The sequence below is a fragment of the Faecalibacterium sp. Marseille-P9312 genome (genome assembly GCF_902497445.1).
Lineage (GTDB): Bacteria > Bacillota > Clostridia > Oscillospirales > Ruminococcaceae > Faecalibacterium > Faecalibacterium longum.
On record NZ_CABVEW010000009.1, the window covers coordinates 24268 to 40252 of the forward strand.

Here is a 15985-nt window from a genome sequence, read left to right on the forward strand (position 1 = left end):
GTTTATTCCTCCTCATTCTTTTTGGCGTAGCGTTTCTGGGTCTGGTGGTAGTAGCCGATCTCAAAGGCACCCTGCTCCGGCAGGCTGAGCCGTGCCGGGAAGCCTGTCTCGGGCAGCTGGGCCATCAGCTCGGTGAGCTGTTTGCTGAAATGCACCTCGTTGGGGGTGCTCATCTTCTGCAGATGCTTCTGAGCCAGCTTGACCAGCGTAGGGAAGGCCGTTGCCGGAGTGGCACAGGCCGAGTTGAAGTACCGGTCTTTGATGGTGGCATTGATGCCGGGATTGGCGACGCTCTGGATCGTCTCCAGCACAGAGAAGAGACGCCCCAGAACATAGGGGACATTGCTGCTTTCGTTCAGGCTCACGGTAAATACCTCCTTGTTGAGCTCGGTGGGGTAGTTGCGGAGATAGTAGGCTTTCAGGATGGCGGCGCGGCCCCGGGTGACTTCCCGTTCGGCCCGGATGCGGAGGGTCACGCCGTTGAGCAGAGTGGCGGGGTACGGCCCGCCGGTGAGGATGGCCCGGAGCAGATCGCCCACCAGCTGAGGCGATGGATTTTTGTCCCGGGATCTCTGGTTGACCGTCTCCTGCGCCAGCGCCCAGACCGACAGGTTTTCCCGCTTGTCGAAGGCGGGGCGGGTGATTTCGAGCCGGTCGGCGTGGTCCTGCAGATTTTTGGCAAACTGTCCGAAGCTGCTGTGCAGGAAGAACCGGACAGAGAGCCGGGCCGCGTTGGGCGAGATGCCCAGCACATAGAAGTTCTGGTTCGGGTCCAGCTTGTCATCGAGGAAGGAGACGGGGCGTCCCTGAGAAAGGGCTTTCAGTGCGGCGGCAAGGTCGCTTTCCGAGACGCCGCGCGCCTCGGAACCGCCGCAGAAAAACATCAGCATGGCGTTTGAGTAGGCGGGAACGGCGTTTTCGGCCCAGCAGACGATGGTGGTGTCGCCGATGCGCTGACAGCAGTTCCGGTCAGCCAGCAGCAGATTGAGGGCCGTGGTGTAGGCGAAAGCCGCGTACTCGCTGACGGGGGCGTTGGCACCCTGCTCATGGCCATAGGAGCAGAAAGCGGGCGCATTGAAGGAGACCAGCGCCGCACCGGCGGCCTGTGCGCCCATCACACCTTTGATGGCGGGGTGGATGCGGGCGATGCCGGCCTCTTTGCCGGTGATGAGGCAGCGGGCCGTCTCGGCGTCGGCATCAGAGGTGTCAAAGGCGGACTGCCAGGCGTCCCGGATGGCGTCATCTGTGGTGGCCAGCCAGTGGGCGCCGTCGGGGGATTCGTAGCCGAACACAAGGTTCGCGTTGTTGTTCAGGTCGGCCCACTGCTCTGCCAGCAGCGGGTGGGTGGGGGCTGTATCCGGCTCCCAGCTGTCAAAAAAGGCGAGGATGGCTTTGGCGGCAGGGGAGTCCACGCCGTCGAGAACCTTGTGGTGAAGGGCGGCACAGGCCTCGAAGCACTGGCGGGAGCGCTCGGGCTTGCCCTTCTCGTCTGCGCCCAGCAGATAGGACGTATTGTCGCACAAAAAGTTCGCGGCGACGCCGGAGGCGCGCTTGACCCGGTGGGGGACAGGGAGCTCACGGGGGGCGATGACGGTCTTTTTGCCCTTGGGGACTTCCTGCCGCAGGTCGTTGAGGGCGAGGAGCTGGCCGTCGGGGCCGAGGCGCAGTTCATAGCTGACCTTGAACTTACTGTCCCAGCCGGGGGCCTCCACCTTGCCCTGCTTCAAGAGCTGTTCATAATAGGCGGTGAGTGCTTGGAGTATCATGTAAACACCTCCACGTCCCGGCATTCCATCACGCCGTCCACCAGTTTTGCGCGGAAGAACTGGCTGCGGATGTTGGCCGGATCAGAGTAATCGAGGCTGTGGAGCATGAAGCCGAGGTCCTGCGTGACCTTCAGCGCCGGAATGCTGCCGCCCGGCCATTCCCGGAAATTGGCCGGGAACTCCCGGCACCCGAAACAGGGCTGGTGATAGCACTGACCTTTGCGCAGGCGTCGGCGCAGGATGTCCTGGAACTTGCCGGGATTGTCGCTGGGGGCGGCCTTGTCCGTCAAATCAAAGTGGCACTCGATGACGTAGTGGACGTCCTGCAGGACCATCGCGGCCCGCTGCTGGATGTCCTCCGAGGTGTAGAGCACCGGCGGCGTGCCGCCCTTGGCCGCACTGAGGGCGGCGGAGGACAGCAGGGTGGACTTGACCTCGTTGCGCCGGATGTTGGTGAACCGGATGGGCCGCTGGGTGTACTCCTCGGTGGACGCTTCGTCCTCGGGGTCAAGGCCGAAGGGCTTGAGCAGATAGATGGCATCGATGGTGTAGCGCAGCCCGGGGTGCCAGTAGATGGCCTCCACAAGGCCCCGCGCAGCGGATGGAGTGATCATGTCGTAGCTCACACGCTCGGTCTTCATTTCCGGACGAGTGAAACAAGCATAGTCGCCCCATACCTCAATGAGCATGGACATCAGCATCGCCTCCTTTCTAGGTGAAGTTGAATTTTCAGACGAAGATGAATGTTAGCCATTGCAACCACCTCTTTCTTTTAGAAGTAAAGGCCGATGCCCGTCTCCACATCCATGGCAAGGCCGGTCTTTTCACTGTAGCAGCTGGTGTCGGTGAGGATGGCGGAACCATCGGGCCGCAGTTCCAGCGCCCCGGCGGCGTCGAGCTTGTCGAACTGGTCCTTATAACAGGAGACACTGTAAACGCCCAGCTTCCGCAGCAGCGTCCGGGTGACGTGTCCGCTTTGCAGTTGTTCACAGAGGGCCGCCCCCTCGCCGACGGGCAGATAGACCGTGCGAGCAGCGTTCTCGATAAGGCGGAATTCCTCCGCCACCTGTGCAAAGGGGAGCTGGCAGCCACGGATGCCCCGGAGAAAGGCACCCAGAATCCCATGTTTGTCTATAGCGTTGGGAACGCTCAAATCAGAAGGCATGCCGCGCAGCTCAAGAAGCTCCTCAAAGTAAGCTTTGATGGCTTTGGGAGTGTCGAGCATGGATTGATGCCGGGCGGTGTAGTCCAGCGCGCTGACGTTCTGCCTGAGCATCTGGGGCGTGGAACACTCGTCCAGCCGGAACCGGTAGACGATGCTTTCCTCTGCGCCCCGCCGCCCCTCGCGGTTGCAGCGCCCGGCAGTCTGTAAGAGCGAGTCAAGACCGCACTGCTCCCGGTAAGCGACGGGAAAATCCACGTCCACGCCCGCCTCGATGAGAGAGGTGGACACCACCCGGCAGGGCAGACCCTTTTTCAGCCGCTGGCGGATGGCGTCCAGCTGACGGCGGCGGTCGGCGGCGCAGAGCAGGGTGGTCAGGCAGTAGCTGCCCTCGGCGGGCAGAGCAGCGTAGAGCTGCTGGGCCGTCTTGCGGCGGTTGACCACGCAGAGCACCTGCGGATGATTTGCCAGCCGGGCGGCGAACTCCTCCTGCGGCAGGGTGCCGAGGTCTTGCAGGGTGGTGCGCCGGAGCACTTCGTAGAGGCGGGCCGCGTCGGGCGTGATCTCCTGCGGGTGGAGCTCCGGCGCAAAGTGCCGGAACAGCGGCTCAAGGGCAGGCTGGGTGGCCGTGCAGAGGATGGCCGTGGAGTGGTAATGCTGGATGAGCTGGGCGATGGCGCTGACGCAGGGGGCAAGGTAGTCGCCCGGGAGGGTCTGCGCCTCGTCGAAGATGATGACGCTGTCGGCGATGTTGTGGAGCTTGCGGCAGCGGCTGCTGCGGTTGGCGTAGAGCGACTCGAAGAACTGCACCGCCGTCGTCACCACGACGGGGGCGTCCCAGTTTTCGCTGGCCAGCATCTGGCGGTACTGGGCGGGGGTCAGGTCGTCCTGCTCAACAGTCTTGTACTCGGCGTTGGAGAAGTCGGCCAGAACATTTTCTGCGCCCAACAGGCCCGAGAAGACGGCGGCGGTCTGATCGATGATGGACATATAAGGGATGACGTAGATGACCCGCTTCATCTTCTGGGCGGCGGCGTGCTCCAGCGCAAAGGCGAGGGAGGCGAAGGTCTTGCCGCCGCCGGTGGGTACGGTGAGGGTGTAGAGCCCCTGCGGGCCGTGCGCGCCTTTCTCGAGACAGGCGCGGAGGACGGTGTTGCGCTGGACGCTGACGGGTGAGGGCGACTCGGCCCTGAGATAGCGCTGCGCCTGTGCCGAGACGATGTCCCGCAGCGCGGCGATGTCCGTGCCGCTGCCCCGGGGTGCGGCCTTGCCGTCCATGAAGGTCTCGGTGTCGATGAAGTCGGCGTCTACGAGGCAGGAGTAGAGCATCCGGGTAAAGAACGCGAGGCTCAGCGGGTCGGCGCAGGCCCACGCGGGCGGCGTCGAGGCGGGGAGCGTTACTTCCTGCCAGCCGTCGTAGGGGGCTACCGGCTTCTTGCTCCGGCCAAACAGGGTGGCGTCGCCCGGGTCATCGGCGGGGCTCCCGCCGTCGGGCAGGCCGCTGTGGTGTCCGGCCACGGCAAAGGCAGTGTGGAGATGTTGGCGAACCCAGGCCTCCTGCGCCCCGGCGGTGGAGTGGTCCACCTTGGGGCCGCCTTTGAGCCGCAGCTGGAAGGCGTCGCTGTACTTCCCGACGTCGTGGAGCCACGCGGCAAATTCGGCCTCGCTCTGCGCCCCGAAGGGGGCTGCGAAGGAACCGGCCAGTCTGGCAGTGCCGGCGAGATGGTCGTAGACGGTCTGGGTGCGGGTGCCGTCCTCGCTGATGTGGGCAAGACGTGTGGAGTGCTCCATAAAATGACCTCCTGACTCTGGTTTGCAATAAGGATACGCTTTTGAAAAAGCGGCTGTCAACAAAACGCGCTTTTCAACGAAAAATTCTGGGACGTTGCACAAAAAACAGACGGAAAAATCTGCAATGTGCCAAAGAAGAAAGAAACGAGTATTTTCTTGTTTTTATGATAATGCAAATAATGTCCAATAAACTGGACTTTTTCTGATTTTTCAGGCAAAAATGAAAAGAGAACTGCGTTTGCTGTACTGCGGGAGGAAGACCGCCCGTCGGCAGAGAAAAAATGAAGATGTTGTGTACAACAACGCCGCATTAAGATGGAATTAAGGCAGGGTTAAGAAAACTGCAAGAAAAGTGCTGAGTTATTCCATCTGGGAATGGACTTTCGGGAAAATCAAGGCGAATATCCCCCTTTTCATTTACTGAAATCTGTTGTATTATGAATAACAGATATGGAATCTGAGCAAAATGCGCCTGGATGAAGCGCAAACAGGAATGATAAAATAAAGGGCAATAGGGGGAGAGCTACGATGGACGAAAAAGATTACGAGCTGCTGCACGCGCTGGACGAGACGCGCAACATCACCCACGCAGCGGACAAACTGTACATGACCCAGTCGGCACTTTCCAAGCGCATCAAGGCGCTGGAACAGGAGCTGGGGGTGGAGATCGTCCTGCGCTCACGGCAGGGCATCCGCTTCACGCCGGCCGGTGAACAGGTGCTGCTCCACAGCGCCGCCGCCGCCCGCGAGATGGAAAAGATGCGCCGCCAGCTGGCCTCCATCCAGGGCGAAGCCTGCGGCACCCTGCGGGCAGGCATCTCGGTGAACTTCTCCTACTACCGTCTGCCCGAGGTGCTGACGGAATACCACAAAGCCTACCCGAAGGTACGCCTCGACATCGCTACCGGCCACAGCCGGAACATCTACCAGCAGATGCTGGATTCCTCGCTGGACGTGGCAGTGCTGCGGGGCGAGTATCCGTGGGACGGCACCCAGTTCCTGCTCTCGCAGGAGAATATCTGCCTGATCTGCAGCGAGGAGAACAAGGACAGACCCATCTCCGATTACCTTTATATCGACCACAGCAGCGACGCCACCATCAGCGCCCAGATGGCCCGCTGGCGCTACGAGAACGGCGTGACCAACGATGCGGGCAATTTTGTGGTGGATAACATCATGGTCTGCCGCGAGATGGTGGAGCGGGGCCTTGGCTGGGCGCTGATGCCGGAAGTGGCGCTGGAGAACTTCAAGGGCTATGTCAAGCCCTGCACCTTCGAGAACGGCGAGCCCTTCGTCCGGCGTACCTATATTTTCTGCCAGAGAGACGCAGCCGCCCTGCCGCAGGTGCAGCTCTTTATGGACATGCTCAAAAAGCACCGCTGAGAGGAGAAAAACATGGAAACGACTGTTTCGCTGATCCAGATGCTGGATGCACGGGAGCGCCGGGTGCAGCACCAGCAGGAGCTGCTGGCCCGGTACCACAAGCCTCTCATCTGCTTTACCATGAATATCTGCGGCCCGGTAAAGGATTCGTCCCTCATCCGGCGGGGCTTTGGGCGGGGGCGTCAGCTGCTGCGCCAGCAGTTTCTGCGGGCAAAGCTGACGCCGCTGTATCAGGACGCCGTCCGGGAAGTGACCGGCTGTGAGGCATTCTATGTGCTGGACGCCGACCCGCTGACCATCAAGAAATTCACCACCGACATCGAGGACGCTACCCCGCTGGGGCGGCTGTTCGACATGGACGTCATCCGTCCGGACGGCCTCAAAGTGGACAGAGAGGAGCTGAACCTCGAAGGCCGCCGCTGTCTTATCTGCGGCGGGCCTGCTAAGGTGTGCAGCAGCCGCCGCATCCATACCGTGGCCGAACTGCAGGAAAAGACGACGGAGATCCTGACCGAGGCCCGGGACGCGCAGGACATCGCCGACGCGGCCCGTCTGGCCGTCCGCGCCCTGCTCTACGAAGTGACCACCACCCCGAAGCCCGGCCTTGTGGACCGGCGCAACAGCGGAAGCCATAAAGATATGGACGTCTTCACCTTCATGGACAGCGCCGCGGCGCTCTACCCCTATTTTGAAGCCTGCGCCCGGACGGGCCGCGAGACGGCGGAACAGCCCGCGCCCGAGACGTTCGCGGCCCTGCGGCCTCTGGGTCGTGAGGCCGAGGGCGAGATGCTGGACGCCACCGGCGGCGTCAACACCCACAAGGGCGCGGTCTTTTCGGTGGGCATCGTCTGCGCGGCGCTGGGACGCCTCGACCGCTCCCTTTGGGCCGACGCTGCCCGGGTGCTGGCGGAAGTATCCGCCATGACGGCGGGCCTGACCGAGAAGGACTTTGCAGGCGTCACTGCCGAGAACGCCGCTACCGTGGGCCAGAAGCTTTATATCCGGTACGGCATCACTGGTGTGCGCGGGCAGGTGGAAGCTGGACTTCCCGCAGTGCTGAATGTCGGTCTGCCGGTGCTGGAAGAGGGCCTTGCCAAGGGTTACGACTTCGACCGCGCCGGCGGCGGCGCACTGCTGGCCATCCTGGCCAACAGCACCGATACCAACATCATTGCCCGCTCGAGCCGGGAGCGTCAGCTGGCCCTCACCGAAGAGCTGAAAGCCCTTCTCGCCCAGATACCTTACCCGGATAAAGATGCCCTTGCGGCGCTGGATGACCGGTTCATTGCAGAAAATCTCTCGCCCGGCGGCAGTGCCGACCTGCTGGCGCTGACCTGGCTGCTCCATTTTGTTACTACTGAGGGGAATATCGATGAGTGAATATACCATTTCGCAGGTCTATCCGACCGATAAAACCGTTCTGGCCCAAATCGACACACTGCTGGGTCAGGAGGGCATCCGCCGCGACGGCAATCTGGACTACATCTGCGCCATGTTCGACGAGGAATACAACGTCATCGGCACCGGCAGCTGCTTCGGCAACACCCTGCGGTGCTTCGCCGTCAGCAGCGCCCATCAGGGCGAGGGTCTGCTGAACCAGATTATCACCCACCTCATCGAGGTGCAGTGCGCGCGGGGGAATATGCACCTGTTTCTCTACACCAAGGTGAAAAGCTCCAAGTTTTTCGGCGACCTCGGCTTCTACGAGATCGCCCGGGTGGAGGATACCCTTGTCTTCATGGAGAACCGCCGCGACGGCTTCGGGGCCTATCTGCGCGATCTGGAAAAGACCAGGACCGAGGGCAAAAGTGCGGCCCTCGTCATGAACGCGAACCCTTTTACCCTCGGTCATCAGTATCTTGTGGAAAGAGCCGCTGCCGCCTGCGACACGCTCCACCTGTTCGTAGTCAGTGAGGACGCCAGCCTCGTGCCTTTCGCCGTGCGCAGGAAGCTGGTGGCGGCGGGCGTGGCCCATCTGCCGAATGTGGTGCTCCACGACAGCGGCCCCTACATCATCTCGAATGCCACCTTCCCCAGCTACTTCCTGAAGGATGAGGCAGCTGTCATCGACGGCCATGCCCGGCTGGACCTCGCCGTCTTTACGAAAATCGCGGCGGCGCTGAACATCACTGCCCGCTATGTGGGCGAGGAGCCTGCCAGTCAGGTGACGGGGCTTTACAACCAGATCATGTGCGAGCAGCTGCCCAAAGCGGGTATCGAGTGTGTCGTTGTACCCCGCAAAGAAGCAAACGGCAAGGCCATCAGTGCTTCCACCGTCCGCCAGTGCCTGCAGAGCGGCGACTGGGATACCCTCGAGACGCTGCTGCCCAAGACCAGCCTCGACTATTTCCGCAGCCCGGAGGCAGAGCCGGTGCTGGTACGCATCCGCAATGCGGGCAATGTCGTGCATTACTGAGAAAAACTTCCTCTCTCTCTGTGGTCATGACAACGAAAAGTGCAAACCAAAAAAGCAGACGCTGCACAAAGCGTCTGCTTTTTTGGTATCATTCAGTTTGTGGTCTGGGCGGCGGACTGTATCATCTTCCAGACAGACTCGATGCTCTGGCGTATCTGAGCCAGCGTGGCGATGTCCTCGTCACTCATCCGGGAAGCCGGGGGAGAGAGCACCGTCTTGGCAGAAGTCACCGTGCCGGTGAGCTGGATGTGGACGTTGTGGTCCGGGATGGTCAGCAGCACATGGATGGGCGTGGTCTTCGAGAAGAGAGCGTCCGTCGAAAAGCCGAGCACGAGGGTCGTGCCGTCGGCTGCGGCGGGGAACTGATAGTAGCGGTAGCCGTCTCGCGCGGCGGAAGGAGAGACTTTTTTCAGCCCTTTGAGCGAGAGGGTGAAGCCGGAAAGGTCCTGCAGCTCGACCTTGTTCGTCTCGACGCCCAGCACGGCGGCAGCCTGCGTCTGGGAGATGTAGTCTCCCAGACTCCACTCGGGCAGAAGAACACTTGCGAGGGAGAGTTTATCGGTGACAGCCTGACGCAGAACGGTGTAGAGCTGCCCGATGTCGAAGAGCGTCTCTTCCGAGTCGATATAGACCCGGGTGAAGGGAGACGTCTTGACGGAGTCGTCTTCGTTGAGCTGGTAGAAGGAAAGCTGCAGCTTTCCGGGCGCATACTGCCCGCTGACGCTTCCGCTGGAAGCGTTCACCCGCTCGAGGATGTTCAGCAGCGGCGGCTTATCCGGGCTGTTGGGCGCTATCTCATACCGGAAGGTGAAGGATGCACCGGTTTGCAGAGCCGAGATTTTGCTGTGCAGCTGGAAAAAGACCACGCCCACAGCGGCCGCTACGGCCACCAGCACGACCGCTAAAGCAACAAACAGCGGATTGACACGTTTTTTTGGAGATGCCATCTGCAAGACCTCCTGTCATAGACTCTATGATTATAGCATACGAGCAGGCAGACGAAATGTCAAGCCGGAACTTGACGTTATCAGACGGTCAGCGTATACTGTCTGGTACGTCTTATATAAGGTAAAGGGAGGCAGAGATGAAAATAGCGATACTTGGCACCAGCGGCAGCGGAAAATCCACGCTGGCAAAGCGCCTGGGGGAGAGATACGGCCTGCCGGTGCTCCATATGGATACCGTGCATTTCCTGCCCGGCTGGGTGGAGCGGCCCTTCGCCGAGGAAGAAGCCATTGTCCGGCAGTTTCTCGACGAGAACGCAGGCGGCTGGGTCATCGACGGCAATTATAGCAAGACCTGCTATGCCCGTCGGCTGAAAGAAGCGGATAAAATCATCGTGCTCTGGTTTTCACCGCTGGTCTGCCTTTGGCGGGCGATACGGCGCTGGCAGCAGAACAAAGGCCGTGTGAGGGAGTCGTCTGCGCCCGGGTGCGAAGAGAAGATAGATGCCGAATTCGTCCGCTGGATCCTCCACGATGGGCGTACAAAGCAAAAGTGGGCGAAGATGGAGAGGATCGGGGAAAAGTACCCCGAAAAGTATGTGATGATACGAAACCAGCGGGAGCTGGATGGGTTCTTAAAGGAACTTTGAACTGGTTGTCGCGCCGGTGGCGCGGGGGTAGAGCGCGGTTACGCGAGGTTAAGTTCTCTTTTGCGTGCCAAAAGAGAACTAGAAATGGTTCTCGCGCCTGTGCGCGGGGCAGAGCGCTTTTTCATTAAGGCTAATGGTTCTCTTTTGATGTCAAAAGAGAACCAGAAAACCACCAGCGATTTCGACGCGCTGGATCCACGAGAAAGGGGCTGCTCGCCCCTTTCAGACCCCGAAGGAGTAGTCGAAACGGAAAAAAGCTAGTCGCTTCGCTAAGACGGGTTGCGGTGCCCAGCGACCACTTCGTGCCTTGAGTGGCACTCGTGTCCTGCTGACCGCGGCCCCAACAGCTCCTCCCTGTATCCGCCGCAGGCGGCGGTCGTCGCTGTTGCACATTTTTCTCACTTCTCCGATTTACGGCTTCGCCGATGGTGTTACGTTTCAGCAGGACTTTACGTTCAGCAAGGGCGTAAAGTCTGCTGCGAAGCAGCAAATTGGAGAAACGAGAAAAAAGCGTTAAGCGCAGCGACTAGCTTTTTTCCGTTTCGACCTCATCTTCGGAATCGTTAAGGGCGAGCAGCCCTTAACTCGTTGCGGGGAGAGTGGAGTCCAGAGGTAGGGAGGGGGGATTCGAAACACCCCTCCCTATCTCTGGCCCGCGCGGAGCGCAAAGCCGCTTGACCAAAAGAAAAAACCAGCCCCGCGCCACCAGCGCGAGAACCAGCTCAAAGAAAAAACCAGCCCCGCCTCTGGCCCGCGCGGAGCGCATAGCCATTTGACCAAAAGAAAAAACTGACCCCGCGCAGGCGCGCGATACACTTAACCTTTACAGGCTTCGACAAACGCCCCAAACAGCCCCTGCTGTGCCGGGTCCGCGTCGCTGAGCCACTCCGGGTGCCACTGGACGCCGAGGCAGAAGTGCGCGTCCGGCTTTTCCAGTGCTTCCACAATGCCGTCCTCGCTGAGGGCGGCTATTTCTAATTCGGGGGCAATGCGGTCTGCCGCCTGATGGTGCTGGCTGTTGACGAGCACGGTGTCCTGCCCCAGCAGGCGGGACAGCAGGGTCCCCCGCCGCACCGTAACGGTATGGACTTTCGCCCAGTGGTCATTGTGGGGAATGTGCTCGAAAGGCTTGATGTCCTGATACAGCGTGCCGCCCAGCACGACGTTCATCACCTGAATGCCCCGGCAGATGCCCAGAACCGGCTTGTCTGCCGCGAGGAACGCCCGCAGCAGCTTCGGCTCGGCGGCGTCCCGCAGAAGGTTCGGCTCGCCGCAGGCGGGGATGCGCTCCTGCCCGTAGAAGGTAGGGTCCATGTCACCGCCGCCCGGCAGCAAGAGTCCGTCGCAGGTCAGCGCTTCGGCTGCAGCGGCATCCGGGTCGGAAAGCTCTACCCAGTGTACCTCGGCACCGGCCCGGGCCAGACTTTCCACATATTTTGACTGTGCGGTGGTAAGCTCCGGGTCAGTGCTCATCCGGGGCATGGCGATGGTGACAGACATAACAAGCATCCTTTCAACTTCTGGATATAACAAAAACCCAGAACCATCGGTTCTGGGTTTTGTGGCGGAAAGATGGGGATTCGAACCCCAGAACGCTTTTGACACGTTACACGATTTCCAGTCGTGCGCCTTAGACCAACTCAGCCATCTTTCCACATCTTCAGTTCTCAGTGCTTCGGGCCGCGGCCCTCAGCGCTCCACTATAATACCTGAAAGAAGGTCTTTTGTCAAGCATTTTTTCAAAAAAGTTTGCATTTTTTCAAAAATGACGCAGCTTCGATGGCTAAAAATGAAAAGGAGACGAAGACCCCCTTGACGCAGGCGGCAAACGGGGCTATGATGAGGGCAGAGAGTATGCAGAGCGGGAAACTCTGCGGAAAACAAAAGGAATTCAGGAGGAAAAACAGATGAATTATTCAGATGTTTTGGCCAATGCCCGCGAGTGCATCGGCAAATACTGCAAGGCCTGCCCGGTGTGCAACGGCGTGGCCTGCAAGAATCAGATCCCCGGCCCCGGCGCAAAGGGCGTGGGCGACACGGCCATCCGCAATTATAATAAGTGGGCCGACATCCGTGTGAACATGGATACCCTCTGCGAGAACGGCACCCCCGACACCCACGTGGAGCTGTTCGGCCGCAGCTTCAAATACCCCTTCTTCGCCGGCCCTGTGGGTGCGGTGAACCTCCACTACTCCGATACCTACACCGACATGACCTACAACGACGTGCTGGTGCGCGCCTGCGCCGAGAGCGGTATCGCCGCCTTTACCGGCGACGGCACCAATCCTGACGTTATGACCATGGCCACCAAGGCCATTGGCAATGCCGATGGCTGCGGCGTGCCGACCATCAAGCCCTGGAACATCGACACCATTAAAGAGAAGATGGCACAGGCCAAGGCCAGCGGCTGCTTCGCCGTGGCAATGGACGTGGATGCCGCCGGTCTGCCCTTCCTCAAGAACATGACCCCTCCGGCCGGCAGCAAGAGCGTGGCCGAACTGGCTGAGATCGTCAAGCTGGCCGAGCGTCCCTTCATCGTCAAGGGCGTCATGACCGTCAAGGGCGCGCTGAAGGCCAAGGAGGCCGGTGCCGCCGCCATCGTGGTATCCAACCACGGCGGCCGCGTCCTCGACCAGTGTCCTGCTACCGCCGAGGTCCTGCCTGAGATCGCCGCCGCCCTCAAGGGTACCGGTGTCAAGGTCCTGGTGGACGGCGGCATCCGCACCGGTGTGGACGTCTTCAAGGCACTGGCACTGGGTGCGGACGGCGTGCTCATCTGCCGCCCCTTCGTCACGGCTGTCTACGGCGGCGGTGAGGAAGGCGTCAAGTGCTACATCGACAAACTGGCCGGTGAGCTGGCCGACACCATGCAGATGTGCGGCGCGCACTCCATTGAGGAGATTACCGCAGATATGGTGCGGGTCTAAAATTTATGATTTGGGTTATTGTGCTTGTCCTGATATGCTATGTCATAGTGAGCTTTGGAGGCCGGAACAGAGGTCAATGCGGCGAAAGCAAAATCTATGACACATTGGAAAAACTAAGCGGCTGTAAGGCGATGCTTCCGAATTGCTATCTCCCGACAGAAAATGGAGACGTTACAGAAGTGGATTTGATTCTGATTCATGAATCGGGAATCTATGTGATTGAATCCAAAAACTACAGCGGTTGGATATTCGGAAGTGAGAATCAGAGATATTGGACGCAAAGCTTTTCTGATGGAAAGGGCGGCAGCCAGAAGTATAAATTTTATAACCCAATCTGGCAGAATGATACGCATATAAAGGCGCTTCAATGGGTTTTGGGAGATACACGAGTCAATATTTACTCTTACATTGTGTTCGGAGACGAATGCAGGCTGATGGATATTAGACAAAATACGGATAACTATTATGTGGTACAAAGAAAAGAACTTCTGTCGAGCGTAAAGGCAAATGCGGAAGCGTACGGAAGCCTATTGTCCGACGAAATGATTGACCGGTACTATCGTGAACTGTATCCCTATACACAGGTATCAGAAGAACAGAAAATGGAACACGCCAGAAAGATACACGAAAGGTATCATATGTAAACAAAAAGCGGCATCGCAGACTGAAACTGCGACGCCGCTTTTGTTTGTATGATCAAAAATTACTTCAGCGTTCCATCCAGCACCTGCTGATAGTACCACGGTTTCGGGGCGTGGAAGGTCTTGCCGCTGAGAAACTCGAAATCGGGCTGGTTGAAGTGGGGCATGGTCAGCTCCCACGCACAGAGGGCCTGATATTTGAGCTTCAGTTCGCGGTTGGCGGTATTGTTGCCGTACTTGCTGTCGCCGAGGATGGGGCAGCCGATGCTTGCCATGTGGGCGCGGATCTGGTGGGTGCGGCCGGTGATGAGCTGCACCTTGAGCAGAGCCAGACGGCCGGAGACGGCGATGGTCTCGTAGCGGGTCTCCACGTCCTTGGCACCCGGCTGCTTGTCCTCCACGATCTTCACGATGCCGCGGTCGGCGTCCTTGAGCAAGTAGCCGCCGAGGGTGGCGTCCGGGGGCGTGGGACGGCCAAAGGTGACGCAGAGGTAAGTCTTTTTCACCTCGCGGCTCTTGATGGCGGCGAGGAACAGTTCCTCGGCCTCCGGCGTCTTTGCGATGATGACAAGACCGCTGGTGCCGGTGTCGAGGCGGTGGCAGAGGGCGGGGGTGTAGACGTCATTCTCCTTGTACTCGCCCTGCTGGTTGAGGTAGAGCAGAGCGCGGTTCAGCAGGGTGTCGTCGTCGGGACCGTCCACAGCGAGGCCGGCGGGCTTGTTGACGATGAGGATCTGCGGACAGTCGTACACCACCTGCGCCGGGCCGCGGGCGTTTTTCCACGCCGGGCCGTCCACACGCTTGTCAGCGTCCAGAACATCGTCAAGGATGAACAGCTTGATCTCATCGCCTGCCATCACGCGGGTGGAGAGCGGCTGCTTTTTGCCGTTCAGTTTGATTTTATTTTCACGCAGGGCCTTGTTCAGACGGCCTGGGTTCAGCGCGGGGAATTGCTGCATCAGATAGTTGTCCAGCCGGGTGGGGGCGAGACATTTTACTTTCAATATTTTCACGGAAGTTTCCTCTCTAAATTAAGAATAGGTTAAGATTTGCTTTTATTGTAGCGAATCCGCCTTCTTACGTCAAGTTGGTTGTTTACTTTTTCAAAAAACAAGAGTATACTGTGCCGGTGCAAAAAGAATTCATCGGAATTTAACGATGGTTTCATCATCGAATCTCCATTTATGGTATAATGAGAGCCTTACATGATTGAAGAGGGAAGAAGGTATTGATATGACGAACGACAAGAAACGGATGCTCCTTGCAGGCGTTCTGGCTCTGGGGATGCTGGCCGGATGCAGCTCTGCCAGCGCTGCCAGTGCCGCCAGCGGCATGGCCGGTTCGATGCCCGCCGCCAGTGAAGTGGAAGAGGTGAGCAGCGAAGTGCGCGTCCTGCCCGGCGAAGAGGGCGTCATGATGCCCATCGACCAGGGCAGTCTTGAAGAGATGAAGACCGGCTCCTATAAGTTCGCCGCGAACATCTCGAGCGTGGACACCAAGAAGCGCCAGATGACCCTGACGGTCTACGGCTACGACGCTTACCGCGCCGAGGACGTGGACGCGCTGGATGTGGGCAGCGTTTTCAGCACCCATCTGGACGGCGCTGTGGAAGCACAGAACGTGACTGTGGAAAAAATCGAAAAGAATGAAGAGAACGGCACCGTCTCCATCAACGGCGGCATCGAAGAGGGCGGCGTAGACCTCTGGCGCAGCGGCGACATCTACCGCACCGTCACCTACGACGACTACCCGGTCTACTACATGATGGGAGAACTCGTGCTGCCCGTGGACGACAGTGTGACCCTCAGCGACAGCTCCGCCAGCGTGGACGCTGTGCCGGTGGAGACGAGCGGCATCATCGAGGTGGGCAAGGCCGTCTCGGAGGACAAGGACAACTGGACGCCTTACAACACCACCGTCTTCACAAAGGACGGCGTCGTTAGCAATATCCTCCGCATCTGGGTACCGTGACGCGCGATTTTTGGGAAAACCCGTTGACAAATGGCCTGACTATGCTATAATCTGAAATGAACGCAAAGGAGCAGTATGCCCTTTGCGCGTGAATGGTAATTATGGCAAATGGCAAGGATGGGGCCAGAAGGATGTGTGCCGCCGCCCAGAGAGAACGCCCTTGGCTGAAAGACGTTCCGGCAGAGCATTTTTTACGCCACCCCGGAGCTTCCGGCGAAACAAACCGGACGCTGCGCAGCGTTACAGCGCACAAAGCGGCAGGAGCGCCCCGGCGGCATTTCTGCAATTTGGGTGGTACCACGGAGCTTTTCAGACAGCCTTCGTCCCTTTTCGG

At 59.4% G+C, this 15985-nt stretch carries 13 protein-coding genes and 1 tRNA gene; 7 read left to right on the forward strand and 7 right to left on the reverse strand.

Translation table 11 applies throughout. The features are described from left to right. Window positions 1–2 precede the first annotated feature (2 nt). From cas8c to cas3, 3 genes are all read right to left on the reverse strand, one after another. Complete coding sequence (gene cas8c, locus F3G95_RS08310) at window positions 3–1766, reverse strand: type I-C CRISPR-associated protein Cas8c/Csd1 (protein WP_149794575.1); 1764 nt, start codon at window positions 1764–1766, stop codon at window positions 3–5. Next, window positions 1763–2461 (reverse strand): type I-C CRISPR-associated protein Cas5c, encoded by a 699-nt coding sequence (gene cas5c / locus F3G95_RS08315; RefSeq protein ID WP_149794576.1) that lies wholly within the window; start codon window positions 2459–2461, stop codon window positions 1763–1765. The genes cas8c and cas5c overlap by 4 nt, the downstream gene beginning before the upstream one ends. 77 nt (window positions 2462–2538) lie before the next feature. Further along, a complete protein-coding gene (gene cas3 / locus F3G95_RS08320; protein WP_149794577.1) occupies window positions 2539–4719 on the reverse strand; it encodes a CRISPR-associated helicase Cas3' in 2181 nt (726 codons plus the stop codon). 528 nt (window positions 4720–5247) lie between these two features. Here cas3 and F3G95_RS08325 point away from each other — a divergent pair. The 3 genes from F3G95_RS08325 to citC are packed head-to-tail and all read left to right on the forward strand — an operon-like array spanning window position 5248 to window position 8518. Continuing rightward, a complete protein-coding gene (locus F3G95_RS08325) occupies window positions 5248–6102 on the forward strand; it encodes a LysR family transcriptional regulator (protein WP_149794578.1) in 855 nt (284 codons plus the stop codon). 12 nt (window positions 6103–6114) lie between these two features. Then, window positions 6115–7482, forward strand: a complete 1368-nt coding sequence (gene citG / locus F3G95_RS08330; RefSeq protein WP_149794579.1) for a triphosphoribosyl-dephospho-CoA synthase CitG — start codon at window positions 6115–6117, stop codon at window positions 7480–7482. Further along, entirely contained in the window at window positions 7475–8518 is a 1044-nt protein-coding gene (gene citC, locus F3G95_RS08335) for a [citrate (pro-3S)-lyase] ligase (RefSeq protein ID WP_149794580.1), read from the forward strand. The genes citG and citC overlap by 8 nt, the downstream gene beginning before the upstream one ends. A gap of 92 nt (window positions 8519–8610) precedes the next feature. Here citC and F3G95_RS08340 read toward each other — a convergent pair whose 3' ends face one another. Continuing rightward, on the reverse strand, window positions 8611–9465 hold the full coding sequence (locus tag F3G95_RS08340; RefSeq protein ID WP_149794581.1) for a hypothetical protein: 855 nt from the start codon (window positions 9463–9465) through the stop codon (window positions 8611–8613). A 137-nt stretch (window positions 9466–9602) separates the two neighbouring features. Between F3G95_RS08340 and F3G95_RS08345 the strand changes: the two genes are divergently transcribed. Next, window positions 9603–10112 carry an AAA family ATPase gene (locus tag F3G95_RS08345; RefSeq protein ID WP_149794582.1) on the forward strand — a complete coding sequence of 170 codons (510 nt, stop codon included), beginning with the start codon at window positions 9603–9605 and terminating at the stop codon, window positions 10110–10112. Between the two features lie 816 nt (window positions 10113–10928). Here F3G95_RS08345 and F3G95_RS08350 read toward each other — a convergent pair. After that, window positions 10929–11612 carry a gamma-glutamyl-gamma-aminobutyrate hydrolase family protein gene (locus tag F3G95_RS08350; RefSeq protein WP_149794583.1) on the reverse strand — a complete coding sequence of 228 codons (684 nt, stop codon included), beginning with the start codon at window positions 11610–11612 and terminating at the stop codon, window positions 10929–10931. A 62-nt stretch (window positions 11613–11674) separates the two neighbouring features. Beyond that, window positions 11675–11766 (reverse strand) — tRNA-Ser (locus F3G95_RS08355). A 253-nt stretch (window positions 11767–12019) separates the two neighbouring features. Here F3G95_RS08355 and F3G95_RS08360 point away from each other — a divergent pair. Next, the gene (locus tag F3G95_RS08360) at window positions 12020–13039 is read left to right on the forward strand and encodes an alpha-hydroxy-acid oxidizing protein (protein WP_149794584.1); all 1020 of its coding nucleotides are present in this window, start codon (window positions 12020–12022) and stop codon (window positions 13037–13039) included. A 5-nt stretch (window positions 13040–13044) separates the two neighbouring features. Then, complete coding sequence (locus F3G95_RS08365; protein ID WP_149794585.1) at window positions 13045–13683, forward strand: nuclease-related domain-containing protein; 639 nt, start codon at window positions 13045–13047, stop codon at window positions 13681–13683. Between the two features lie 59 nt (window positions 13684–13742). On the opposite strand, the gene F3G95_RS08370 is transcribed toward F3G95_RS08365, so the two are convergent. Continuing rightward, window positions 13743–14693, reverse strand: coding sequence for an RluA family pseudouridine synthase (locus F3G95_RS08370; protein WP_149794586.1), 951 nt, complete (start codon window positions 14691–14693; stop codon window positions 13743–13745). A gap of 220 nt (window positions 14694–14913) precedes the next feature. Between F3G95_RS08370 and F3G95_RS08375 the strand changes: the two genes are divergently transcribed. Continuing rightward, window positions 14914–15651, forward strand: coding sequence for a hypothetical protein (locus tag F3G95_RS08375; protein ID WP_149794587.1), 738 nt, complete (start codon window positions 14914–14916; stop codon window positions 15649–15651). Window positions 15652–15985: the final 334 nt, after the last annotated feature.